Raw genomic sequence first — 23,920 nt, 5'->3', positions numbered from 1 at the left:
GGTGATGCCAGACGAAACAGCGGTGATGCGCGCCGACTATGGCACAGCGCGCGCACCACGGCATGCCGCGCCGCCGCGAGGCCTCAGCCGCCTTGGGCGACCTGCAACGTCGGCACACCGGCGGTATCGCAGCCCAGCCGAAGCGGCGCCCCGAACGCCTGCGACAGCAGGGCGTCTGTCAGCATGGTCTCGCGCGGCCCCTCGGCCAGGATCCGGCCCTCGCGCAGCAACACCACATGCCCGATCTCGGGCAGCAGTTCCTCGACGTGGTGGGTCACCAGGACCAACGTGGTCCCGCCGTGCGCCAGCGTGCGCAAGCGCTCAAGCAACTGCGCGCGGGCGACGACATCGAGACCGGTCGAGGGCTCGTCGAGCAGCAGCGCTTCGGGCCGATGGACCAGCGCCCGGGCGATGAGAACGCGGCGCGCCTCGCCGGCCGACAGGGTCGCATAGCGCCGTCCGGCCAGATGCGTGGCGGCCATTGCCGCCAACGCATCGCGTGCTGCACTTCGCAGGGAGGTGTCGACGCGTGCGGACGCAACCGGCGCGACGCTGCCGTACGCTGCGGCGACGACGGCGTCCTCCACCCGCAGGGCCGGGAGCGACAGCAGATCCTGGTGGATGCGCCCGGTGACGATCCCCAGCCGCGCGCGCAGTTGCGTCACATCGCCCAGCCGGGCCCCGAACACGCGCACCGGCGGTGTGCCGTCGGCATGCGCCAGCGGGTGCAGTTCGCGCGTGAGCAGGTGCACCAGCGTGGACTTGCCGCAGCCATTGGCGCCGAGGATCGCAGTGTGCCGGCCGGCCGGAATCCGCAGCCGCAGCGCATGCAGCACGGTGCGGTCGTCGCGGACCACGGTGGCGTCGTGCAGGTCCAGCAGCGGAGGCGTCTGGGTAGCGGGCGTGTTCATGTCGCGCGCAGTGTGACAGGCCTGAACGCCGCCGCTCACCATACGGGCGGGCAGGGATGGCAATCGTCCCAGGTCCGTCCCATCATGGGATGTACACCCGAACCCGTTGTCTCTCGCCATGTCCGTCTCATTGCTCGACCTGTTGTCCGGTGGCCTGTTGCAGTGGGGGTGGGGCGCGATGCTGCTGTACCTGCTGGCCGCCACCCAGCTCACGATCTTTGCCGTCACCCTGTACCTGCACCGCAGCCAGGCGCATCGCGGCGTGGATTTCCATCCGGCCATCGCGCACGTCTTCCGCTTCTGGACCTGGCTGACGACGTCGATGATCACCCGCGAATGGGTCGCGATCCACCGCAAACACCACGCCAAGTGCGAAACCGAGGACGACCCGCACAGCCCGATGCACAAGGGCATCGGCAACGTCTTCTGGCGTGGTGTGGAACTGTATCGCGAGGCGCGCGCGCAGCGCGCCGACATCGAGCAGTACGGCAAGGGCACGCCCAACGACTGGATCGAGCGCCACCTCTACACCCCGCACGCGAACATGGGGCCGACCGTGCTGCTGCTGGTGAGCATCGCGCTGTTCGGCTTCAAGGGTGTCGCGGTCTGGGCGATCCAGATGGCGTGGATCCCGTTCTGGGCCGCCGGCGTGGTCAACGGCCTGGGCCACTGGTGGGGCTACCGCAACTTCGAGACCACCGACACCGCGACCAACCTGACGCCGTGGGGCGTGTGGATCGGCGGCGAGGAACTGCACAACAATCACCACGCGTTTCCGAGTTCGGCGAAGTTCGCGCTGCGGCGCTGGGAGTTCGATATCGGCTGGGCGGTGATCAAGGGCCTGGAGACGTTGCGCCTGGCCCGGGTGCTGCGGGTCGCGCCGTCGCTCGATGTGCGTCCGAACATCCACGCGCCTGACACCGACACCCTCAAGGCGTTGCTCGCCCACCGCTTCCAGGCGATGACCGACTACCAGCGCAACGTGCTCGGCCCGGCGCTGCGCGAGGAAGCGCAGGCGGCCGGCGCCAAGTTGCGCGCGCTGCTGCCGCGCAAGCTGCGCCGGGGCCTGGTCGACGATGGCCGCTGGCTCGCGCCCGATGCGCGCGCGCAGCTGCAGGCCTGGATCGCGCAACGGCCGCGCATCCGGACTCTCGTCGAGTACCGTGCGCGCCTGGCGGCACTGCTGGAGGCCCGCACGCACAATGCCGGCGAAGCGCTGCAGCACCTGCAGGCCTGGTGCCGCGAGGCCGAGGCCAGCGGCATCCGCGCGCTGCAGGACTACGCGGCCCGGCTCAAGGGCTACTCGCTGCAAAGCGCGCGCGCCTGAGCCGGCCTCCGGAATGAGGCGTTCACCAGGGCCGCGCGTCGCGCCGTTGGGCATCGCCCTGGCCTGCGGCGCCTTCGCGGCGACCGCAGGCGCCCAGGTCGCGCGCACCGCCGAGTATCTGGAACGGATGGATACCGACGGCGACGGACGCGTGTCGCTCGCCGAGTATCAAGCGTGGATGGGCTACGCCTTCGACCGCATGGATCGTAACGGCGACGGCGTGCTGTCGGCCGACGAACTGCCGGGCGGCCAGGGCCGCCCGATCACCCGCGCCGAGCACCTGGCGCGCCTGGCCGCGACCTTCAATCGCCAGGATCGCAATCGCGACGGCTATCTCGACGCCCGGGAGCTGGCGGCACCGCCCCAGCGCTGACCGCGTCCGCTGTCCGGGCATGTGCGCGAGGCGGGGCCGGGTCGCGCAGTTCCGGGTCGCGCCGGTCGCCTCCGTACGCGCCGCCGCTCGGGCCATCGGCTTCGCTCGACATGAGACAGCGCAGTGTCGTGTGCGCCGCCGGGCGACGCGCGCGCACGCACCGTGAACTCGACGCAGCGACGCATGACGCACGGCGCAATGGGTCCGCCGGCTGCGGGCGAATGCGTGGCCGTCGAGGCTGCCTCGCGCTCCGTGCTTCGGCACGGCCGCTCGACGTCCTGAAACGACGAACGCCGGCCCAAGGGCCGGCGTCCGGGTCTTGCGTGGCGGGTCTGGGTGCCCGCCGATGGTGCCTACTTGGTGATGTCGACGTTGCGCGTCTCGCGCAGGAAGAACGTGCCGATCACCAGGGTCATGATCGCGATGCCGATCGGATACCACAGGCCGTAGTAGATGTTGCCCGTGCCGGCCACCAGCGCGAACGAGATCGCGGGCAGGAAGCCGCCGAACCAGCCGTTGCCGATGTGGTAGGGCAGCGACATCGAGGTGTAGCGGATCCGGGTGGGGAACAGCTCGACCAGGTAGGCCGCGATCGGGCCGTAGACCATCGTGACGTAGAGCACCAGGATCCACAGCAGCAGGATCGTCATCGGCACGTTGATGCGCTCGGTGGCGGCCTTCTCCGGGTAACCGGCCTGGGTCAGCGCCGCCTTCAGCGCGCCGCCGAACTCGCCCTGCTGGGCCTTGAGCGCATCGCCTGCCAGCCCCTCGGCCTCATAGGAGGTGACCACGGTCTGGCCGACATGCACCTGGGCCAACGAGCCGACCGGGGCCGGATCGACGCTGTAGGGCACACCGGCGCGGGTCAGCGCGGCGGTCGCGACATCGCACGAGCTGGTGAACTTGCGGATGCCCACCGGATCGAACTGGAAGCTGCAGGTCTTGGGATCGGCGACCACGACGGCCGGCGAGTTGGTGCTGGCTTCCTCGATCGCCGGATTGGCGTAGTGGGTGATGCCCTTGAAGATCGGGATGTAGGTGATCGCGGCGATCAGGCAGCCGGCCATGATGATCTTCTTGCGACCGATCCGGTCCGACAGCCAGCCGAAGAACAGGAAGAACGGCGTGGCCAGCAGCAGCGCCGCGGCGATCAGCAGGTAGGACACCGTGAGGTCCACCTTGAGCATGCTCTGCAGGTAGAACAGCGCGTAGAACTGACCCGCGTACCAGACCACGGCCTGGCCGGCGGTCGCACCGAACAGCACCAGCAGCATCAGCTTCAGGTTGCCGCCCTTGAGCGAGTCGCGGAACGGCATCTTCGAGCCCTTGCCCTGCGCCTTCATTTCCTGGAACAGCGGCGATTCGGACAGCTGCAGGCGGATCCACACCGAGATGCCCAGCAGCACGATCGAGCCCAGGAACGGAATGCGCCAGCCCCAGCTCTCGAACGCTTCGACGCCGAGGATCCAGCGGCAACCCAGGATCACCGCAAGCGACAGGAACAGGCCCAAGGTCGCGGTGGTCTGGATGAAGCTGGTGTACAGCCCGCGCTTGCCGGGCGGGGCGTGCTCGGCGACGTAGGTCGCCGCGCCGCCGTACTCGCCGCCCATCGCCAGACCCTGGGCCAGGCGCAGCACGATCAGGATCACCGGCGCGGCGACGCCGATCGAGGCGTAGCTGGGCAGCACGCCGACCAGGAACGTGGAGATGCCCATGATCAGGATCGTGACCAGGAACGTGTACTTGCGCCCGATGCGGTCGCCGAGGCTGCCGAAGAACGCAGCGCCGAACGGCCGGACGAAGAAGCCTGCGGCGAACGCCAGCAGCGTGAAGATCATGCCGGTGGTTTCGTTGACGCCGCTGAAGAACTGCCGCGAGATGATGATCGCGAGCGATCCGTAGAGATAGAAGTCGTACCACTCGAAAACGGTGCCGAGGCTGGATGCGAAGATGACCTTCTTGTGGCCCTTCGTCAGCGGGCCCGTGGGCGCTGCGTTGGCGGTCGTGCTGGACATGGGAAGCTTCCCCTCCGAAGCGTGCGTGGGATGGACGGCCCCGGCGGGATGCCGGCGGTCCGGTCGTGCGTGCGGCAGGCGCGCGAGCGCAGTCCGGCGCGGTCGATGCGACGACCGCGCCGGGGTGGATCAGAACGAGTAGCGGGCCATCGTGTGCAGGCGCATCAGCTCGCCGTCGACGCCCGATTCGAGCGTGCGTTCACCCCAGATCGCCTCGACACCGAAGTCGAGCTTGGGCACCGGCGACCAGATCACGTTGGCATGCACCGAATGCACCTTGCGGGTGACGCCCAGGCCCGTCCAGGCGGTGTCGTTGTCCCACTGCGAGCGGGCATAGAACAGGTTGCCGCGCACAGACGGGCTGAACACCTGGCGCACGCCGAAGTAGCCGGCCCAGCCGCCGAGCGCATCGAGGTTGCCGGCGGCATCGACCATCGCGTCCTGCTGGATCGTCGCCAGGCCGATGTAGCGGCCGATGCCCTCGCCGCCGCTGACCTGGTAGCGGATGTCGGTGCTGTCGCCCAGCTTGACCAGGCCGCTGACGGTCGCGCCGAAACCGGTGTCGGTGCTGTCCAGACCGGGCGCGGGCTCGTACTTGAGCTGGCGCGCCATGCCGGCGAAGCTCACGTGGCCCCAGTCGGCCTTGTGGGTGTAGCGGGCGATGACGTCGGGAATCGCGCTGTTGTCGCCGGCGATGATCCGCGCCGCGCCACCAAAGGGCTGCACCGTCGTCTCCGGGCTCTCGATCGACACCGTCCACGGGCCGCTGGTGTAACGGACCTGCGGCTGGCGCACGAACACCACCGCGTCGGTCGGACCGACGAAGTCCACTGCGTCGATCAACGCGTTGGTGTCCATGAAGTTCGACCACGTCTGGCCGACCAGCCAGTTGTTGTAGGTCAGGTAGGCATGGCGCAACGTGGCGCCGTAGGTGTTGGTCGCCGCCGAATTGCCGAGCGTGCCGCCGAAGAAGTCCATCTCCACGCGCGCGCCGAGCTTGTCTCCCGAGTCGAGCACGGTGCTGGCGTCGAACCACAGGCGCGAGAACTTCGCGTGCGCGTCCATGTAGGTGTCCGGGCCTTCGCCGCCGACCGGAATCGCACCGGGTACGTAGAAGTCGCGTCCGGCGGTGCCCTTGGCGATGTCGCCGTCGGTGGTCTTGGTGGCCATGCCATCGATGCGGATCATGCCGCCGACGGTGAACTTGGTGCCCGGATTGGCCTGCGGGGTGATCGTGGTGGCCTGGATCGGCTGGCTGCCGGCCGGGATCGGTGCGGCGGCGACCGCCGGCGCGGCCGCCTGGGCGGTGCGCACCTCCTGCACCTGCGCGGCGGTCTGCTGCTGTTGCCCGAGCAGCGCCTGCACCTGCGATTCGAGTTGCGCGATCCGCGCCTCGAGCTCGCGCTCCTTGGCGGTCTGCGCGAATGCGGCGCCCGGCAATGCGAGCGCGACGAGCACGGCGGCCGTGAGCAGGCGCGGCCTGGCCTGCGCGGCGATGGTCTGTGTCATGTCCCCTCCCAAGGGATGCGTGAGCCTGAGCCTGGTCGAACCGGCGCCCGGTCCTTCGTGCAGACTGCATGGCGACGCGCCCGGCGCCCATTCGCCATTGGTCGAAGTGCGGTCGTCCGCAGTTGGCACGGCGCGCGCCGGGCCGGCCAGCGGACGCGTCGGCGCCCGCGGGATAGACCAAGGTCCTAGCGTCGCCGGCCGGCGGATGCGGCACACTGGCGTGACGCGCAACAAGGGGAAGAGGTCCCGCATGTCCAGTCCCGCAGAACGTCATCCGGTCCCGGCCGGTTTCGCCGGTCCCAACACCATCACCCAGGACGACTACGCGCGCGACTATGCGCGCTCGGTCCAGGACCCCGAGGCCTTCTGGGGCGAGATCGCCCAGCGGCTGGACTGGTACCGGCCGCCGACCCGGATCCGCGACGTCAGCTACGACCTGTCCGACTTCCGCATCCGCTGGTTCGACGACGGCGAGCTCAATGTCAGCGTCAATTGCCTGGACCGCCACCTGGCGCGCAACGGCGACAAGACCGCGCTGATCTGGGAGCCCGACGGCCCCGACACCGAAGCGCGCCACATCAGCTACCGCGAGCTGCACGCCCGCGTGTGCCGGCTGGCGAACGCGCTGCGCAACCTTGGCGTCGCCAAGGGCGATCGGGTCACGATCTATCTGCCGATGATCGTCGAGGCCGCGGTGGCGATGCTCGCCTGCGCGCGCATCGGCGCGGTGCACTCGGTGGTCTTCGGCGGCTTCTCGCCCAATTCGATCGCCGACCGTGTCGGCGACTGCGGCAGCAAGCTGATCATCACCGCCGACGAGGGCATGCGCGGCGGCAAGCGCGTGCCGCTGAAGGCGAATGTCGACGCCGCGCTCAAGCTGCCCGGTGCGCAGAGCGTGGAGACCGTGCTCGTGGTCCGCCACACCGGCGGCGCGGTCGACATGCAGATGCCGCGCGACCGCTGGTACGACGCCGTCGTCGATGGACAGCCCGACACCTGCGAGCCCGAGCGCATGAACGCGGAAGACCCGCTGTTCATCCTCTACACCTCCGGCTCGACCGGCAAGCCCAAGGGCGTGCTGCACACCACCGCCGGCTATCTGCTGTTCGCCAGCTACACACACGCCTCGGTGTTCGACCTGCGCGACGACGACATCTACTGGTGCACCGCCGACGTGGGCTGGGTGACCGGCCACAGCTACATCGTCTACGGCCCGCTGGCGAATGCGGCGACCTCGCTGGTGTTCGAGGGCGTGCCGAACTACCCGAGCGTGTCGCGCTTCTGGGAAGTGATCGACAAGCACCAGGTCACGATCTTCTACACCGCGCCGACCGCGATCCGCGCGTTGATGCGCGAGGGCGAGGCGCCGGTCAAGAAGACCTCGCGCGCCAGCCTGCGCCTGCTGGGGAGCGTCGGTGAGCCGATCAATCCCGAGGCCTGGCGCTGGTACTCCGATGTCGTCGGCGACGGTCGCTGCCCGATCGTCGACACCTGGTGGCAGACCGAGACCGGCGGCATCCTGATCTCGCCGCTGCCCGGTGCGATCGAGGCCAAGCCCGGCTCGGCGACCAAGCCGTTCTTCGGCGTGCAGCCGGCGCTGGTCGATGCCAACGGCACCATCCTCGAAGGCGCCGCCGAGGGCAATCTCGTGATCACCGATTCGTGGCCGGGGCAGATGCGCAGCGTCTACGGCGACCACCAGCGCTTCATCGACACCTACTTCAAGGCCTATCCGGGGATGTACTTCACCGGCGACGGCTGCCGGCGCGATGAGGACGGGTATTACTGGATCACTGGCCGCGTCGACGACGTCATCAACGTGTCCGGCCACCGCATCGGCACCGCGGAACTGGAAAGCGCGCTGGTGCTCCATCCCAAAGTCGCCGAGGCGGCGGTGGTCGGCTTCCCGCACGACATCAAGGGGCAGGGCATCTACGCCTACGTCACCCTCAAGGCCGGCGAGGAGTACACCGAGGAACTGCGCAAGGAACTGGTCGCGCATGTCCGCCGCGAGATCGGGCCGACCGCGACCCCGGACCACATCCAGTGGGCGCCGGGCCTGCCCAAGACCCGCTCGGGCAAGATCATGCGGCGCATCCTGCGCAAGATCGCCGAGAACGCCCCCGACCAGCTCGGCGACACCAGCACACTGGCCGACCCCTCGGTCGTCGATGCGCTGGTCAAGGAACGGTACGTCCCCAACGCCTGACCTCGCCCGATGACGACCCTGCTGATCGCCGACGACCACCCGCTGTTCCGCGAAGCCCTGCGTGGGGCGATCGCGCGTGCCGTGCCCGATGCCCGGCTGCGCGAGGCGCACAACGTCGAGGCGCTGTACGCGATGGTCGAGGCCGAGCCCGACGCCGATCTGTTGATGCTCGACCTCAACATGCCCGGCGCCCAGGGCTTCAGCGCACTGGTGCACCTGCGCGCGCAGTTCCCGCAACTGCCGGTGCTGATGGTCTCGGCACGCGAAGAACCGGCGGTGATGCGCCGGGCCCTCGACCACGGCGCGGCCGGCTTCGTTCCGAAGTCGGCCGATGCCGAAACGCTGGGGCGCGCGGTCGCGCAGGTGCTCGACGGTGACCGCTTCGTCCCCGAGGCCGCGGTCTCGGCGCCGGCGGTCTCGGCCGGCGAACACGATGTCGCCGCGAGGTTGCGCGACCTCACGCCGCAGCAGTTCCGGGTGCTGCAGATGCTCGGCGACGGCATGCTCAACAAGCAGATCGCCTACGAGCTCGGCGTTTCCGAGGCCACGGTCAAGGCGCACATGACCGCAGTGCTGCGCAAGCTCGGCGCCTCCAACCGCACCCAGGCCGTACTGATCGCCGGCAAGCTCGCCGTCGACCCCGATCTCGACGGCATCCCCCCCGACGCCCGATAGGCCGCGCGCTGCGACGCCTCCTTTCCCGCTTGCGGGAAGCCAACCCCAGCACGCCAGCCGTATCGCTTGCCGCCCCTTCCCCCGCCCGCGGGGAAGGCCGGCAAGCGACCAGCGCGGCGCTTGCAACCCCTTCCCCCGCTTGCGGGGGAAGGTCGGCATCAGCACGACAAGCCACGGCGCTTGCAACCTCCTTCCCCGCTTGCGGCGGGAGGGCCAGCATCCGTGCGACCAGCGCGGCGCTTGCAACCCCTTCCCCCGCTTGCGGGGGAAGGCCGGGATGGGGGCAAACGCTCCGATCGCGCGTTGATCGGTTCCCAACAGACCGTGGTCCTGGGACCACAGTCCGCTAAGGCTGAAGGCCTACCCCCACGTACCTTCCGCCTGCACGGGGGCGCAGACCCCTCAGCGGTGCCGGTAGGCCCGCGGCAGACCGCCTTCGCTGGCAGGTGTCGCCGGCGGCAGGTAGCGGTCGCGCAATTCGGTCTGACGCGAGCGCATCTCGATCGCCCGGCCGCCGAACCACACCTGGTCCGCGGTATAGGCGACGTCCAACGGGTCGCCCGACCACAGCACCAGATCCGCGGTGCGTCCTACCGCGATCGTACCGATCGCCGCATCGACGCCGAAGGTCTCGGCCGGCACACGCGTCAGCCCGGCCAGGCCGGCCTCCCAGGGCAGCCCGTGGGCGACCGCATTGCCGGCAAGCTGGCGCAGCTTGCGGGCGTTGTGCGAGGCATCGCTGGCCTGCGCGAAGCCGACACGCACGCCAGCGGCGTGCAGGCGTGCGGCGTTCTCGAGCGTGGCGCCGATCTGGTCGAAGTCCGACGGCAGGTTGACCAGCGGATCGACGAACACCGGCACGCCGGCGGCCGCGAGTTCGGGCGCCAGCTTCCAGGCCTCCGCACCGCCGCGGATCGCGATGCGCAGGCCGTGGCGCTTGCTCCAGCGCAGCAGTTGGCGGATGTCGGAGGCGCGGTTGACGCCGACGACGATCGTGCCCTGGCCGTCGAGGTAACGCGTCAGTGCGCGCTTGCCGGCCGGCGTCAGCGATGCGACATGCGAATCGGCCGGCAGCCGACCACGCGCCTCGTCGATCAACTGGTCCAGCAGCATCCACTGCGCCGCGCGCGACTGCCCGCTCTGCTCGGCGCCGGCACTGCCCAGTGCCAGATACAGCACCTTCGGGCCGGCCGGATCGACGCTGCCGTCCAGACGCATCGCCGCGCCCTGACCGCCGACGATCGCATTGGCGTTGCCGGCCGACAGCAGTGTGAAGCCGATGCCTTCCACGCGCGCGACCGGGATCACGATCGAGTCGGGATTGAACGCCAGCGTGACGTCGAACTCCGGACGCACGACCATGTCCTCGGCGCTGCCGAGCGACAGGCGGTCGTCGCGGGTGCCACGCTCGCCCGACACCTCCTCGATGCCGATCCCGGTCACGCCGCCGAACAGCGTCGGCGTCAGCGGACGTCCACCAGCCTCGACAACCGGCACGCCGGCCGCGGACAGCCCGGGGCCGACCGCGGCGATACGGCCGCCGCGTACCAGCACGTCGGCCTCGCGCAGGGTGCCCTGGGCGCCCGCGGTGTGGACCGTTGCGCCACGGATCAGCACGTCCTGCGCGGCGACCGGCAGCGTGGCGGCGACGAGTGCGCCCATGCACAGCAGGCGCGCGATCGTGCGCCGGACGCGTCGGGTCGAAACCGCGCGGCTCATCGGGCACCTCCGGTGGCGGCTGCGCCCTGGCCGAGCATGAAGTCCGTCACCGGCTGGCGCGTCGGGTCGAACCGGTCGTAGACATGCGCGCCATCGATCCACACCTGCTCGGCGAGCGCGTAGACGCTGAAGGGATTGCCGTTCCACAGCACCACGTCGCCCATCTTGCCCGGTGCCAGCGTGCCGGTGCGCTCGAGCACGCCCAGCGAGCGCGCCGCGTTCTCGGTCAACCAGCGGATCGCATGCTCAGGTGCAATGTCGAGCCCGGCGCGCTGGGCGCTGGCCAGCACCTTGGCCGCCTCCTGGTTGAGGCGCTGGATGCCCTCGTCGGAATCCGAATGCACGATCGCGCAGCCGCCTGGCGCGCGGTCGACGATCGCGATGTTCTCCTGGATGCCGTCGAAGGCCTCCATCTTGAAGCCCCACCAGTCGGCCCACAGCGCGCCACACACGCCCTCGGCGGCCAGCCGGTCGGCGATCTTGTAGGCCTCCACGCCGTGGTGGAACGCGGTGATGTGGAAGTCGAACTCATGCGCCAGGTCCAGCATCTGCGCCATCTCGTCGGCACGGTAGCAATGGATGTGCACCAGGATCTCGCCATCCATCGCGCCGGCCAGTGTCTCGAGCTTGAGGTCGCGCTTGCCCGGCGAATCGCCAGCCTGCTTGTCGCGGTACTCGGCCGCGTCGATCAGCGCGGCGCGGTAGCCGGCGACATTGCCCATGCGCGTGGCCGGGCCGCCCTTCTCGCCGTAGACGCGCTTGGGGTTCTCGCCGCAGGCCATCTTCAGCCCGTAGGGCGCACCCGGGAATTTCATGCCCTGCACCGTGGTGGCGGCGACGTTCTTGAGCGTGACGCCGCGCCCGCCGACGAGGTTCGCCGAGCCGGGCAGGATCTGCAGCGTGGTGATGCCACCGGCCAGCGCCGCGCCGAAGCCCGGGTCCTGCGGCCATACCGAATGCTCGGCCCACACCTGCGCGGTGACCGGTGCGGTCATCTCGTTGCCGTCGCTGTGCGCACGCGCGCCGGGGCTGGGGTACACGCCCAGATGGGAGTGCACGTCGATCAGGCCCGGCGTGACCCACTTGCCGGTGCCGTCGACGCGCTGCGCATCGGCCGGCACTTCGAGGTGACGTCCGACCGCGGCAACGCGGCCGTCGCGCAGCAACACATCGGCACCGTCCAGGCGCTGGCCGTCGCCGATCAGCACCGTGGCGCCGCTGATCAGCACCGGCGCGGCGGCGATCGGCGCATAGGTGCTGGGATAGGGCGTCGATGGGGAAGCGGCGCGGGACGGCGCGCCGGATGAGGCAGTGGTGGCACAGCCGCCCAGCAGGACGGCCGCCAGGGCGGCGGACAACAGACGAGACATCGACAACTCCCCGAAGCGATGGATGATGGAACAGCCGTCGCGCATGCGCGACCCCCGAAGCGTCGTCGAGTGTACCCGTGTCGTGGCCGAGCGCACTGCGACCGTGCGCGCAGTTGTGGCGGGCTGCGGCCGACCGGCGCGCGATGCGAGAATGCCTGCGAAGCAAGGAGAAGACGATGAAAGAAAAAGACCAGATTGTCGGCAACTGGTTGCCACGCTACACCGGCGTGCCGCTGGACCAGTTCGGCGAGCATGTGCTGTTGACCAACTTCGGCGGCTACCTGCATCACTTCGCGCGCCTGACCGGCGCCGAGGTCGTGGGCCTGGACCGGCCGATGCCCAGCGCCACTGCCGACGGCATCACGATGATCAATTTCGGTATGGGCAGCCCCAACGCGGCGACGATGATGGACCTGCTCTCGGCGGTCATGCCCAAGTCGGTGCTGTTCCTGGGCAAGTGCGGCGGCCTCAAGCGCAAGAACCAGTTGGGCGACCTGGTGCTGCCGATCGCGGCGATCCGTGGCGAGGGCACCAGCAGCGACTACCTGTTGCCGGAGGTGCCGGCGCTGCCCGCGTTCGCGCTGCAACGCGCGGTCTCGACGATGATCCGCGATCTCGGCCACGACTACTGGACCGGCACCGTCTACACCACCAACCGCCGGGTCTGGGAACACGACGACGCGTTCAAGGAACGGCTGCGAGCGATGCGCTGCATGGCCATCGACATGGAAACCGCGACGATCTTCGCTGCCGGCTTCGCCAACCGCATTCCGTCGGGTGCGCTGCTGCTGGTCAGCGACCAGCCGATGATTCCCGAAGGCGTCAAGACCGAAGCCTCCGATGCCCGGGTCAGCGCCGACTTCGTCGAGCGCCACATCCAGATCGGCATCGAAGCGTTGAAGCTGATCCGCCGCCACGGCAAGTCGGTCCGGCATCTGCGCTTCGACGAGTAAGGGCACCACAAGCCTTTGTTTGTATCCAGGTTGCATTCGCAGCTGCCCGAATGGGCAGCTGCGTGCGGCACGATATGGGCATGGAAAGACTGACGCGCGCATCATGAAGATGCGCAGCACGCTGGAATCTCGGAAAAATCCTCGATGACGTCGACAGGCCGTTGTGCCATCCGAAGGTGACGGACTGCACAGGTAACGGGCTGATCCGATGCGAGATCACGGCGTCAATACCGACGTGCAGACGCAAATGACGGCGACGAAGCACTGCCGTCACCAGTCGCCCGGGGCGCATCCGGCCGCACAGGGCGTCCATGCTGCGTAATGCGCTTATCCGTCGCCGCTATCGCGTGCGATGAGTCGCGCGATCGTGCGCGGGTGCACATTGAAGCGCTGCGCCACATCCCTGTGTGGCAGATGTTCGCATTGCACCAGCTTGCGGGCTTCCTCGCGCTGGGCCGGCGAGAGCGCGGATGCGCGCCCCAGATGGCGCCCCTTCGCGCGCGCTGCCGCCATGCCGGCCCGCGTGCGTTCGCTGATCAACGAGCGCTCGAACTCCGACAGCGCCGCCATCATGTGGAAGACGAGCCGGCCACCTGATGAGGCGGTGTCGATGTACTCGCACAGCGAGCGGAAGCGGATGTCGCGCTGGCCGAGGTCCGCCAGCAGTTCGACGAGGTGCGTCAACGAACGGCCCAGGCGATCCAGGCGCCAGACCACCAGCGTGTCGCCGGGTTGCGCAGTGGACAGCAGATTCTCCAGTCCGGGTCGCGAACGCTGCCCGCCGGAGATGCCCTCGTCAGTGAAGATCTCGCTGCAGCCAGCCGCCTTCAGGGCGTTCAGTTGCAGGCTGACGTTCTGCTCGTCGGTCGACACACGCGCATAGCCTAGGAATCTCATAGTTACCGCGCAGCCCCCATGTCCGCCAGTCCCCGTGGGTGACACGCGCTGTTGACACAAGGGATCCCTTTCCTCCTTCTGTCAATTTCGGCTGCGCCGAATCCTTAATGCGCGATACGCCCTTACTTTTGCCCGCCAATATTGTGGGCAATTTCATTCTTGCACAAGGGATCCCTTTCGCCCGGAAACGCTCGAAGTTTCACCAAGTTTTGCATTTTATTTCCTTTCGAGTGGGCGTTACAGATTAACAGAATGAATAGCGGTTGGGGATAAGCCCGTACGCATTCGCTGGCTGGTCGGCATCACGACGATGCGCCGCAGAGCGGGCAAGAGGGCGCACGCGACAAGACACGTCTCCCTGGAGAGGGCGGCGGCGCGTGCGTGGGCGTCTCCCGGTGCATTAACCCATAACGCACTGCCAGCCAAAGGCGCATGGCAGTCATACGAACGTTGCCAATACGATTGAGGACGCGAAATTGAACAGGATCTATCAGAAGAAATGGAGTCGCGCACTGCAACAAGTGGTCGTGACGTCCGAACTGGCCAGCGCCGAGGGCGCGGCCGGCGTGGTGACCGGTGCCGTCCGTGCCCCGTCCGATACCAGGCTCACCACCGCCCTGCGCTGCGCGCTGTGGGGCTCGCAGGCACTGCTGTTGACCGGTGCCATGTTTGCAGTGCCGCAAGCGGCGATGGCACAAGCAAACCAGGATGTCATCTGCCGGCTTCTTGATGGGACGCCTGCAGGCTCAACAAATCCCACGAGCGGTGCAGATGTTGCTTGCGGTTATGCGGCGGTCGCTGGCTATGCGGCTACTGCCGTTGGCGGTGGTGCGCGCGCAACGGGCGATGTCTCTGTAGCGCTCGGTTACAGCGCATATGCGACCGGCGCCTATGGAGTTTCGGTCGGCGGAGGCGCAAGAGCACAGGGGCAGAACGCCATTGCGTTGGGTCGTCTAGCAACCGCATCGGCTCTCCGTGCGATTTCGATCGGCGATCAGGCTGTCGCCTCAGACGCGGGGACCGTCGCAGCAGGCGGACTGGCTCAAGCCCGGCAGAACGGCGCTGTCGCTCTGGGACAACAAGCGATCGCCAACAACAGTTTCGACGTCGCTTTGGGGGCACTTTCCTCAACCGCTGTGGCCGTGGCCACGCCTGCTGGAGCGGTGGGTGGGCAAAGCTATACGTTTGCGGGCAGCACGCCGACCGGCACAGTGAGTATCGGCGGAGCGACCGCAGGTACGGGTGTCGTATTCACACGCACGTTGACCAATGTTGCAGCTGGCCGCGTCAGCGCCACCAGCACCGATGCAGTTAATGGCAGCCAGCTCAATGCGGCCTACCAGGGCATCAATCTGCTGTCGGCCTCGACCTCGACCAGCATCAGCTCGCTGTCGACCGCAGTCGGCAGCGGCACGGGTGGTGGTAATGCCGTGCAGTACAACGACGCGGGGCGCACGTCGGTCACCTTGGGCGGGATCGCGGCGACGGCGCCGGTGCGGCTGACCAATGTCGCGGCCGGTTCGCTCGCGACCACCAGCACCGATGCGGTCAATGGCAGTCAGTTGGGCTCGCTGTCCACATCGACTTCGACCGGCCTGGTATCGCTGTCCACCGGCATCGGCTCGCTGTCGACCGGCCTGAGCACGACCAACAGCTCGTTGACCTCGCTGTCGACCGTCGCCGCCAACGCGGTGCAGTACGACGACGCGACGCACGGTGTCGTCACGCTCGGTGGTGCAGGCTCCGTCGCGCCGGTGCGGCTGACCAACGTGGCGGCCGGCTCGCTGGCGGCGGGCAGCACGGACGCGGTCAATGGCGGCCAGCTCGGTCTGCTGTCGACCTCGACCTCGACCGGCCTGGGCTCGCTGTCGACCGGCCTGAGCACGACCAACAGCACGGTCGCCTCGCTGTCGACCCTCGGCCAGAACGCCGTGCTCTACGACGACGCTTCGCACACGGCGGTTACCCTCGGCGGCGCCTCGGCGACCGCACCGGTGCGGTTGACCAATGTGGCCGCCGGTTCGCTGGCTGCAACCAGCACCGATGCGGTCAACGGCAGCCAGCTGGGCTCGCTGTCGACGTCGACTCTGGCCGGCCTGAACTCGCTGTCGACTTCGACCTCGACGGCGTTCGCGAACCTGCAGACCGGCGGGACCGAGAACGCGGTGCAGTACGACGACTTCTCGCGTGCGGTCGTGACCTTCGGCGGTGCCAATGCGACCACGCCGGTGCGGTTGACCAATGTGGCCGCCGGCTCGCTGGCCGCCGACAGCACGGATGCGGTCAACGGCAGCCAGCTCGGCTCGCTGTCGACTTCGACCTCGACGGGCCTGAGCACGACCAACAGCACCGTTGCGTCGCTGTCGACCTCGGCCTCGACCGGCCTGGGCTCGCTGTCGACCTCGACCTCGACGGCGTTCGCGAATCTGTCGACCGGGACGGCCAACGCGGTGCAGTACAACGATGCCACGCACACGGCGGTCACGCTGGGTGGCGCCTCGGCGACCGCGCCGGTGCGGCTGACCAACGTGGCGGCCGGTTCGCTGGCCGCCGACAGCACCGATGCGGTCAATGGCGCGCAGCTCGGTTCGCTGTCGACCTCGACCTCGACCGGCCTGAGCTCGCTATCGACGGGTTTGAGCTCGACCAACAGCACGATCGCGTCGTTGTCGAGCCTGAGCGGCAACGTGGTCGAGTACAACGATGCCTCGCACACGGCGGTCACGTTCGGCGGCACGTCGGCGACGGCGCCGGTGCGGTTGACCAATGTGGCGGCCGGTTCACTGGCGGCCGACAGCACCGACGCGGTCAACGGCAGCCAGCTCGGTTCGCTGTCCACGGTGACCTCGACCGGCCTGGGCTCGTTGTCCACCGGGCTGAGCACGACCCGCTTCGACCTGAGCTCGCTGTCCACCTCGACCTCGACGGCGTTCGCCAACCTGTCGACCGGGGGCAGCACGAATGCCGTGCAATACAACGATGTCTCGCGCACGGCGGTCACGCTGGGCGGCACGTCGGCGACGGCGCCGGTGCGGCTGACCAATGTTGCTGCGGGTTCGCTCGCCGCCGACAGCACCGATGCGGTCAATGGTAGTCAGCTGGGCGCGCTGTCGACTTCGACCTCGACCGGTCTGGGCTCGCTGTCCACTGGCCTGAGCTCGACCAACAGCACCGTCACCGCGCTGTCGACCTCGGCCTCGACCGGCTTGGGCTCGCTGTCCACCTCGACCTCGACGGCGTTCGCGAATCTGTCGACCGGGGCGGCCAACGCGGTGCAGTACAACGACGCCTCGCGCTCGATCGTCACGCTGGGCGGCACGTCGGCGACGGCGCCGGTGCGGCTGACCAATGTGGCGGCCGGTTCGCTGGCGGCCAACAGCACGGACGCGATCAACGGCAGCCAGCTGGGCTCGCTGTCGACCTCGACCTCGACCGGCCTGAGCACAGTGGGCTTCAACCTCGCCTCGCTGTCCACGTCGACCTCGACCGCATTCGCCAATCTGTCGGCGGGCGGTAGCGGCTTCAACGCGGTGCAGTACAACGACGTCAACCACGACGCGGTCACCTTCGGCGGCGCGGCGGCCCAGGCGCCGGTGCGGCTGATGAACGTGGCGGCGGGTTCGCTTGCAGCCAACAGCACCGATGCGGTCAATGGCAGCCAGCTGGGCGCGCTGTCGACGAGCCTGAGCACGACCAACTTCAACCTCAGCGCGCTGTCGACCTCCACCTCCACCGCGATCGCCAACATCACGGTCAATGGCGGCGGCTCGCCGAATGCGGTGCAGTACGACGATGCCTCGCACACCAAGGCCACGCTCGGTGGCACCTCGGCGACCGGCACGGTCGGCCTGACCAACGTCTCCGACGGGTCGCTGGCGAGCGACAGCACCGATGCGGTCAACGGCCGTCAGCTGGGCTCGTTGTCGACCTCGACCTCGACCGGTCTGGCGTCGCTGTCGACGGCGCTGAGCAGCATCGGCACTGGCGGCGGCAGCCTGATCGGCGGCGGTGGCGACACCGGCGGCACCCCGCGTCCGCCGGCAAAGGCCGACGGCGACGGCAGCCTGGCCGTGGGCGGTGGCTCCAGCGCCAGCGGTGGCGGTTCGACCGCAGTCGGCTCGGATTCCAACGCCAATGGCGACAAGACCACGGCCATCGGTTCGGGCTCGTCGGCCAGCAACCAGGGCACTGCGATCGGTGCGGGTGCGGTGGCCAGCGGCGCCAACTCGGTCGCGTTGGGGGCCGGCTCGATCGCCGATCAGCCCAACACCGTCTCGGTGGGCTCGCCTGGCCATGAGCGTCGCATCGTCAATGTGGCCGACGGTATCGCCGATACGGACGCGGCGAACATGCGCCAGCTGCGTGCGGTCGAGTACCGGGTGGACCGGATCGAGCGCAACACCAACGCCGGCATCGCAGGTGCGATGGCGATGGCGATGATGCCGCAGCCCACCGACCCGGGGAAGAGCATGGTTTCGGCCTCGCTCGGCGGGTACGACGGCGAAGGCGCATTGGCGGTGGGCGTGTCGCGCGTCTCGGAAGACGGCGACTGGGTGTTCAAGGGCGGTGCCACCGTCAACACCCGCGACAAGACCGGTGCAGGGGTGAGCGTCGGCTATCAGTGGTGATGCGTTGAACCGCGCACGGCAGCCCTCGGGCTGCCGTGCGTGGACGGCATTCGCTCGACAGGAGGTGGTGCGTGAAGTCGTTCCTGGCAAAGCTGGGCACCGTGGTGTTGCTGGTGCTGTTGATCCTCGCCCTGGCGTTGATCGTGTTGTTGTTTGCGGGCACGGGACGGGCGTCCCAACTGGCCCGCGGGATCACTGGAAGCAGTTCGCCGATCAGCGAGCTGTTGTTTCCCAACCTCGCTGCCGAAGAGCAGGCGAGACAAGGCATTTTCGTATCCGAGGCCGAACTGCGACGGCTGGTGCTCGGCATGACGCGGCGCCAGGTGCTGGCGCTGCTGGGTCCGCCGCAGTTCAGCGATGGGCTGCCCGAGCCGCGCGAGTGGAGCTATGTCATCAAGCCCAGTCCGCGGGCGGCGGTGGCCGAGACGTGCCGGGCGCGGATCTGGTTCGACAAGGACAACCGCTCGACCGGCATCGCGTTCCAGCCGGCCGGCTGCGCGCCGATGGCGCGTGACGAGGTGCGGGAAGGTGCCGCCGCGGCGCGCCGCCGGAGTGCGTGCGAGTCGCCGCATGTGGACGTGCGGATGCCGCCGGCCGAGCACGCCCGCGGTGCGCTGTCGGGCACGCAGGGCCATCGGCAGTCGGCGTTCGTGTATCGAGCGCGCGCCGGTGCCCCGGTGCGGCCCGACACCCTGCATGCCGCGCCGATGGGCCCGCATGGGGAGGCGCAGCGGGACTGGCCCAGTTGGTTCGCCGTCCGGCGCGCGCCTCCGTCCGAGATGCCGCAGCGGTGGGCGCAGGTCGAAACCGCGGCCGCCGACCACGGCGGACCAGGCGTTGCCGATCCGGAGCGGCACATGAAGTAGCCCACGTCGAACGTCGCCATCGAACGTAAGCCATCGGGGCGGGATCGCCCCATCGCGTGACACCAGGGGGCCGCCCGGCGCGGCCATGGAATCGAGCGAGGACACAACGGAATGAGAATCGGGATTTCGATCAGCAGTGCGCATCCGCACGACGCCGCCGAGGCGGCGGCGCGTCGCCGCGCGCTGCACATGGCACAGGCGCTGTCGGCCGTGGACACGGTCGAGCACGTGCTGCTGGTCGACACCGCGCAGGTGCCGCAGGCGATGGACGAGGCCGACCCGGAGTCGTTGCGCTTCCCGGTGGCCAGCCAGCGTGAAGCCACCGAGCAACTGGACATGCTGATCGAGATCGGCGGCCAGCCCGACCTGGAATGGCTCGACTATCTGCGCGCACGCGGCAAGCGCGTGGTGCTGCACCCGCCGCATCCGCCGTATGCGCGGCTGATGGAGGCGACGATCTTTGACCGGCCGCGCGGCTTTGCCCGGCCCCGCCGCTGCGACGAAGTCTGGCTGCTGCCGCGCGACGCCGCCCTGGCGCCGACGATGCGGGCACTGCACCGCTGTCCGGTGCGCGAAGTTCCGCTGCTGTGGGGCCCGGAGTTCGTCGATGCGCAGGCCCGGGTGCTGCAGGGGCAGGGGATCGAGTTCGGCTCACGCTGCGCGCGCGTGGCGCGGGAAGGCGTGGACCTCGCCGATACCCAGGCCCAGCACCTGCGCATCGCCTGCATCGCCAGCAATACCTCCGTGCTCGATGTGGCGCTGCTGCCGATCCTGATCGCCGAGCACGCGTATCGGACGGGCAGCGCTGCCATCGAACACGTCCACGTGCTCGGCAGCCTGCACCTGCGCCAGCACCCGACCTTCGCCGCGCTCAGCCCGCACCTGCGGCTGGTCGCCGACGATCGTCTGTTGCTCACCGGTGCGCAGGGCTTCGCGCGCTACAGCGCCGAGCACCGGATCGACATGGTCATCGCGCACCAATGGTGCCGCGACCAGGACGCCACCTGGCTCGATGTGCTCTACGGCGGCTTTGCGCTGGTGCACAACTCGCCGTGGTTGCACGACGCCGGCGTGGGCGCCTACTACCCCGGCTTCGATATCGATGCCGGTGCCGAGCGGCTGGCCGAGGCGGCGCGCGAGTGCCTGGCGGGCTTTGGCGCGGCGCGCCTGCGCGAGCTGGCGTTCCTCGGCGCCCTGCACCCGCAGGTGCCAAGCAATGTCGCGGCGTTCGCCCGGCTGCTGGCGATGGCGCCGGCGCCGCTGTCGGAGGCGCTCGCATGACCGGGGCCAAGGGACGGCGCGGCGGCCTGCTCGAGGTCGGCATCACGCTGTATGTCCGGCGCGGGCAGCAGTCGATCTGGGAGAACGGCATCTTCCAGAACTGCTTCCTGCTGGCCACGCTGCTGCTGTGCGCGCCGCGCGTGGGCTCGGTGCGGCTGGTCAACGGTGGCGACGGCGACCCGACCCAGAGCGGCGACTTCCTGGCCGCCTCGCCGGTGCCGGTGATCGATCTTGCGACCGCGCTCGACGAACTCGACGTGGTCATCGAGCTCAGCGCCCAGCTCGACCCGACCTGGGCCCAGGCGTTCCGCGAGAAGGGCGGGCGGATCGTTGCGATGCACGTCGCCAACGACTACGTCATCGACATCGAGCGGATGATCTACGGCCTGCCGCCCGGCATGCGGGCCTCGGGCGTGGTCTACGACAGCGTCTGGACCCTGCCGGCGTTCGAGGCGACCTGCGCCAGCTACTACCGGCACGTGCTCGGCGCCCCGGTGCGCACCATGGGCCACCTGTGGAGCCCGGCAATGCTCGAGCACCGCGCCGCCGAGTCCGGTGTCGCGTTCGAGTACACGCCCGGTCGCACGCGTTGGCGGCTGGCGGTGTGCGAGCCGAACATCTGTTCGGTCAAGACCTGCCACATCCCGATGCTGGTGTGCGATCTCGCCCACCGTCAGAACCCGGACTTCATCGTGCACCTGCGCGTGCACAACACGCTGCAGATGAAGGCCAACCCGGACTTCGTGGTCTTCGCCCGCAGCCTGGACCTGGTCAACCACGGCATCGCCACCTTCGAGCCGCGCCTGCCGATCGCCGACATCCTCGGCGTGAGCGCCGATGCGCTGGTGTCGCATCACTGGGAGAACGCCCAGAACTACCTCTACTACGAAGCGCTGTGGGGCGGCTTTCCGCTGATCCACAACTCGTCGCTGCTCGGTGGCTGCGGCTACCGCTATCACGACTTCGATTGCGAAGACGGCGCCCGCGCCCTGCGCGAGGCCCACGCCCTGCACGACGCCTCGCTCGCCGGCTATCGCCGCGAGGCGCGTGCGTTCCTCGACACGCTCCACCCGGCCAATCCCGACAACGTCAGGCAGTACGAAGCGGCGCTGGAGGCGCTGTTCGCATGAGACGACATCAAGCCCGTGCCGCGCTCGCCGCCTGGTTCCTGGCGGCCTGTGTCGTGGCCCACATCCTCCTGGCGGCGGTGACCCAGGCCGCCGAAGCGCAACCGGTGGCGATGCCGTCGAGCCAGGCGTTGCCCCTGCTGGCCAGCGCCGCCCGCCGGGCCGGCATCCGCACCTGCCTGCCGGCGCTGTCGGCGATCTCGGCCAGCGTCTCGCGCGATGTGCTGCGCCAGGACGTGCTGCTGGACTGGGATCGCGAGTCGCCCGACGACGGCGCGTTCTTCAGCCTGCTCGCCTCCGAGACCCGCGACCGCACGATGCTGCTGTCGGTCAACCGCGTGCCCGAGCGCAACGGCGGCTGCGCGTTCCTGGTCGAGAACATCCAGGCCGACCGCCGCGCCTGCAACGTGCTGGCCCACGACGAACTCGTCGGCTACACCCGGGTCCCGTTCCTGCCCACGGTCGATGTCTACACCCTGGCCGAGCGGCCACAGGAAACGGTGATGCTGGTCCGCGCCTCGCCCGGCTGCCTGATGGTCTGGCGCCACGTGCAGTACGGCATCGGCCGACCGACCCGCATCCCCGGCACCGCGCCCGGCACCCAGGCCGCGGAGGGCGGGCAATGATCGAGTCCCTGCTCGGGCGGCTCACCGGCCGGCGCGCGGCCTATGTGCGCGACCTGACCGACGAAGGCGTGGTACGCACACCGCTGCGCATCGGCATCACGCTGGGCCTGCACAGTGCCGACGAAAGCCTGTGGACCAACGGCATCAAGCAGAACGCGCTGTACCTGGCCAAGCTGCTGCTGGGCAGCCCGCACGGCCACCAGGTGCTGCTGGTCAACGTCACCGACGTGCCGATCACCGACCGGCTGCCGTGGGATCTCAAGCAGTTTCCGACGGTGTCGTTCGAGGCCTGCCGCGACCAGTTGGACGTGCTGATCGAACTCGGCGGGCAGATCGACGCCGCGCAGACCCAGCACCTCAAGGCGCGCGGCACGCGCCTGGTCAGCTACTGCTGCGGCTTCGAGTACATCCACAACGCCCAGGCGATCCTGTTCGGGCGGCGGCTGTGGGACACGATCTTCGTCAACACCCGCTACGACGCGGTCTGGGTAATCCCGCAGGTCGCCGAAAGCACGCTGCACTTCCTGCAGACGCTGCGCCGGGTGCCGGCCACGATCGTGCCGTTCGTGTGGGACCCGATGTTCCTCGAACAGCGCACGCTCGCGCTGCCGCATGCCGGCCAGTACCGCCCCGCCGATGGCCCCAAGCGGCTGACGGTGATGGAGCCCAACCACGACATCACCAAGTTTTGTCTCTATCCGGTGCTGATCGCCGAAGAGGCCTGGCGACGCGTGCCCGAGGCCATCGGCCACCTGCACGTCACCAATGCGGCGCGCATCGCGGTCGAAAGCCCGGAGTTCATCGGGCTGATGGCCCAGCTCGACATCGTGCGTGCGGGGCGGGCGAGCTTCGTCGGCCGCTTCGAAACGCCTGACTTCCTGGCCGCGCACACCGACGTGGTGATCTCGCACCAGTGGGCAAACCCCCTCAACTACTTCTACTTCGATGTGTGCTGGCAGGGCTATGCGCTGGTGCACAACGCCTCGCTGTGCGCGGGTCTGGGCTACTACTACCCCGGCAATGACGTGCAGGCCGGCGCGCAGCAGCTGATCGAAGCGCTGACCCGGCACGACCTGCACTGGGACAGCTATCGCACGACCCAGCGCGAGCGCATCGCGCCGTATCTGAGCACCGACCGCGCGCTCATCGGCGCCTACGACGCGCTGCTCGCGAACCTGTGCAGCACCGAGGCGCGGCCATGAGCCGGCTGCCTTCGCTTGCGCACCTGCATCACCAGGGACTGGCCGCATCTGGCGAGCCCATTGCCTTGTTCTGTTTCCTGTCGTGTTTCGACTCCACCCGCGCCATGGCCATTTCGGCCGCAATGACCATTACCGAGGACGTCTCTCAATGAATCGCATCTACGCACTCCGCTGGAACGCCTCCATCCGCCGTTGGGTCGTGACCAGTGAACTGGCCAGGCGCACGCGGCCC

18 protein-coding genes are annotated in these 23,920 nt (G+C 68.9%); 12 read left to right on the top strand and 6 right to left on the bottom strand.

Going from position 1 to position 23,920, the window contains the following annotated elements:
• Positions 1-83: 83 nt before the first annotated feature.
• On the bottom strand, positions 84-911 hold the full coding sequence (locus FHW73_RS00140; RefSeq protein WP_183424694.1) for an ATP-binding cassette domain-containing protein: 828 nt from the start codon (positions 909-911) through the stop codon (positions 84-86).
• Between the two features lie 118 nt (positions 912-1,029).
• On the opposite strand from FHW73_RS00140, the gene FHW73_RS00135 reads away from it, so the two are divergent.
• Positions 1,030-2,238: a fatty acid desaturase gene (locus FHW73_RS00135; RefSeq protein WP_183424693.1), complete on the top strand. Its 1,209-nt coding sequence runs from the start codon at positions 1,030-1,032 to the stop codon at positions 2,236-2,238.
• 13 nt (positions 2,239-2,251) lie between these two features.
• Positions 2,252-2,611: an EF-hand domain-containing protein gene (locus tag FHW73_RS00130; protein ID WP_183424692.1), complete on the top strand. Its 360-nt coding sequence runs from the start codon at positions 2,252-2,254 to the stop codon at positions 2,609-2,611.
• A 353-nt stretch (positions 2,612-2,964) separates the two neighbouring features.
• Here FHW73_RS00130 and FHW73_RS00125 read toward each other — a convergent pair whose 3' ends face one another.
• The gene (locus tag FHW73_RS00125) at positions 2,965-4,626 is read right to left on the bottom strand and encodes an MFS transporter (protein WP_183424691.1); all 1,662 of its coding nucleotides are present in this window, start codon (positions 4,624-4,626) and stop codon (positions 2,965-2,967) included.
• Positions 4,627-4,755: 129 nt separating this feature from the next.
• Positions 4,756-6,135, bottom strand: a complete 1,380-nt coding sequence (locus FHW73_RS00120; RefSeq protein WP_183424690.1) for a DcaP family trimeric outer membrane transporter — start codon at positions 6,133-6,135, stop codon at positions 4,756-4,758.
• 250 nt (positions 6,136-6,385) lie between these two features.
• Here FHW73_RS00120 and acs point away from each other — a divergent pair, with 250 nt between their 5' ends.
• Together acs and FHW73_RS00110 are read left to right on the top strand one after the other, a co-directional pair.
• Complete coding sequence (gene acs / locus FHW73_RS00115) at positions 6,386-8,344, top strand: acetate--CoA ligase (protein ID WP_255492529.1); 1,959 nt, start codon at positions 6,386-6,388, stop codon at positions 8,342-8,344.
• Positions 8,345-8,353: 9 nt separating this feature from the next.
• Positions 8,354-9,019 carry a response regulator transcription factor gene (locus FHW73_RS00110; RefSeq protein WP_183424688.1) on the top strand — a complete coding sequence of 222 codons (666 nt, stop codon included), beginning with the start codon at positions 8,354-8,356 and terminating at the stop codon, positions 9,017-9,019.
• A gap of 402 nt (positions 9,020-9,421) precedes the next feature.
• Here the strand turns inward: FHW73_RS00110 and FHW73_RS00105 are convergent, their stop codons facing one another.
• Positions 9,422-10,738: an amidohydrolase family protein gene (locus tag FHW73_RS00105; RefSeq protein WP_183424687.1), complete on the bottom strand. Its 1,317-nt coding sequence runs from the start codon at positions 10,736-10,738 to the stop codon at positions 9,422-9,424.
• Positions 10,735-12,108, bottom strand: coding sequence for an amidohydrolase (locus FHW73_RS00100; RefSeq protein WP_183424686.1), 1,374 nt, complete (start codon positions 12,106-12,108; stop codon positions 10,735-10,737). Before FHW73_RS00100 ends, FHW73_RS00105 begins: the two co-directional genes overlap by 4 nt.
• A 176-nt stretch (positions 12,109-12,284) precedes the next feature.
• On the opposite strand from FHW73_RS00100, the gene FHW73_RS00095 reads away from it, so the two are divergent.
• Positions 12,285-13,061, top strand: coding sequence for an AMP nucleosidase (locus tag FHW73_RS00095; RefSeq protein ID WP_183424685.1), 777 nt, complete (start codon positions 12,285-12,287; stop codon positions 13,059-13,061).
• A gap of 327 nt (positions 13,062-13,388) precedes the next feature.
• On the opposite strand, the gene FHW73_RS00090 is transcribed toward FHW73_RS00095, so the two are convergent.
• Positions 13,389-13,958, bottom strand: a complete 570-nt coding sequence (locus tag FHW73_RS00090; RefSeq protein ID WP_183424684.1) for a recombinase family protein — start codon at positions 13,956-13,958, stop codon at positions 13,389-13,391.
• 1,262 nt (positions 13,959-15,220) lie between these two features.
• On the opposite strand from FHW73_RS00090, the gene FHW73_RS00085 reads away from it, so the two are divergent.
• From FHW73_RS00085 to FHW73_RS00055, 7 genes are all read left to right on the top strand, one after another.
• Entirely contained in the window at positions 15,221-18,586 is a 3,366-nt protein-coding gene (locus FHW73_RS00085) for a YadA-like family protein (RefSeq protein WP_255492528.1), read from the top strand.
• A gap of 71 nt (positions 18,587-18,657) precedes the next feature.
• A complete protein-coding gene (locus tag FHW73_RS00080) occupies positions 18,658-19,452 on the top strand; it encodes an outer membrane protein assembly factor BamE (protein ID WP_183424682.1) in 795 nt (264 codons plus the stop codon).
• 111 nt (positions 19,453-19,563) lie between these two features.
• Complete coding sequence (locus FHW73_RS00075) at positions 19,564-20,733, top strand: DUF2827 family protein (protein ID WP_183424681.1); 1,170 nt, start codon at positions 19,564-19,566, stop codon at positions 20,731-20,733.
• Entirely contained in the window at positions 20,730-21,863 is a 1,134-nt protein-coding gene (locus tag FHW73_RS00070) for a DUF2827 domain-containing protein (protein WP_183424680.1), read from the top strand. Before FHW73_RS00075 ends, FHW73_RS00070 begins: the two co-directional genes overlap by 4 nt.
• A complete protein-coding gene (locus FHW73_RS00065) occupies positions 21,860-22,486 on the top strand; it encodes a hypothetical protein (protein ID WP_183424679.1) in 627 nt (208 codons plus the stop codon). Before FHW73_RS00070 ends, FHW73_RS00065 begins: the two co-directional genes overlap by 4 nt.
• Positions 22,483-23,688, top strand: coding sequence for a DUF2827 domain-containing protein (locus FHW73_RS00060; RefSeq protein ID WP_183424678.1), 1,206 nt, complete (start codon positions 22,483-22,485; stop codon positions 23,686-23,688). Before FHW73_RS00065 ends, FHW73_RS00060 begins: the two co-directional genes overlap by 4 nt.
• Positions 23,685-23,840 carry a hypothetical protein gene (locus FHW73_RS00055; RefSeq protein WP_183424677.1) on the top strand — a complete coding sequence of 52 codons (156 nt, stop codon included), beginning with the start codon at positions 23,685-23,687 and terminating at the stop codon, positions 23,838-23,840. The genes FHW73_RS00060 and FHW73_RS00055 overlap by 4 nt, the downstream gene beginning before the upstream one ends.
• The last annotated feature ends 80 nt before the right edge of the window (positions 23,841-23,920 follow it).

The organism is Luteimonas sp. RC10 (assembly GCF_014192745.1).
In the GTDB taxonomy this organism is placed as follows: Bacteria; Pseudomonadota; Gammaproteobacteria; order Xanthomonadales; family Xanthomonadaceae; genus Luteimonas.
The sequence above is the reverse complement of the archived record's forward strand: the minus strand, read 5'-3'. Positions and strand labels throughout refer to the sequence as shown.

What these genes read in the sequence shown, in the direction of transcription:
- FHW73_RS00095 (WP_183424685.1), top strand. Translation starts at nt 12,285, where the DNA reads ATGAAAGAAAAAGACCAGATTGTCGGCAACTGGTTGCCACGCTACACC.
- acs (WP_255492529.1), top strand. Translation starts at nt 6,386, where the DNA reads ATGTCCAGTCCCGCAGAACGTCATCCGGTCCCGGCCGGTTTCGCCGGT.
- FHW73_RS00135 (WP_183424693.1), top strand. Translation starts at nt 1,030, where the DNA reads ATGTCCGTCTCATTGCTCGACCTGTTGTCCGGTGGCCTGTTGCAGTGG.
- FHW73_RS00055 (WP_183424677.1), top strand. Translation starts at nt 23,685, where the DNA reads ATGAGCCGGCTGCCTTCGCTTGCGCACCTGCATCACCAGGGACTGGCC.
- FHW73_RS00100 (WP_183424686.1), bottom strand. Translation starts at nt 12,108, where the DNA reads ATGTCTCGTCTGTTGTCCGCCGCCCTGGCGGCCGTCCTGCTGGGCGGC.
- FHW73_RS00120 (WP_183424690.1), bottom strand. Translation starts at nt 6,135, where the DNA reads ATGACACAGACCATCGCCGCGCAGGCCAGGCCGCGCCTGCTCACGGCC.
- FHW73_RS00125 (WP_183424691.1), bottom strand. Translation starts at nt 4,626, where the DNA reads ATGTCCAGCACGACCGCCAACGCAGCGCCCACGGGCCCGCTGACGAAG.
- FHW73_RS00070 (WP_183424680.1), top strand. Translation starts at nt 20,730, where the DNA reads ATGACCGGGGCCAAGGGACGGCGCGGCGGCCTGCTCGAGGTCGGCATC.
- FHW73_RS00130 (WP_183424692.1), top strand. Translation starts at nt 2,252, where the DNA reads ATGAGGCGTTCACCAGGGCCGCGCGTCGCGCCGTTGGGCATCGCCCTG.
- FHW73_RS00105 (WP_183424687.1), bottom strand. Translation starts at nt 10,738, where the DNA reads ATGAGCCGCGCGGTTTCGACCCGACGCGTCCGGCGCACGATCGCGCGC.
- FHW73_RS00110 (WP_183424688.1), top strand. Translation starts at nt 8,354, where the DNA reads ATGACGACCCTGCTGATCGCCGACGACCACCCGCTGTTCCGCGAAGCC.
- FHW73_RS00090 (WP_183424684.1), bottom strand. Translation starts at nt 13,958, where the DNA reads ATGAGATTCCTAGGCTATGCGCGTGTGTCGACCGACGAGCAGAACGTC.
- FHW73_RS00075 (WP_183424681.1), top strand. Translation starts at nt 19,564, where the DNA reads ATGAGAATCGGGATTTCGATCAGCAGTGCGCATCCGCACGACGCCGCC.
- FHW73_RS00140 (WP_183424694.1), bottom strand. Translation starts at nt 911, where the DNA reads ATGAACACGCCCGCTACCCAGACGCCTCCGCTGCTGGACCTGCACGAC.
- FHW73_RS00065 (WP_183424679.1), top strand. Translation starts at nt 21,860, where the DNA reads ATGAGACGACATCAAGCCCGTGCCGCGCTCGCCGCCTGGTTCCTGGCG.
- FHW73_RS00060 (WP_183424678.1), top strand. Translation starts at nt 22,483, where the DNA reads ATGATCGAGTCCCTGCTCGGGCGGCTCACCGGCCGGCGCGCGGCCTAT.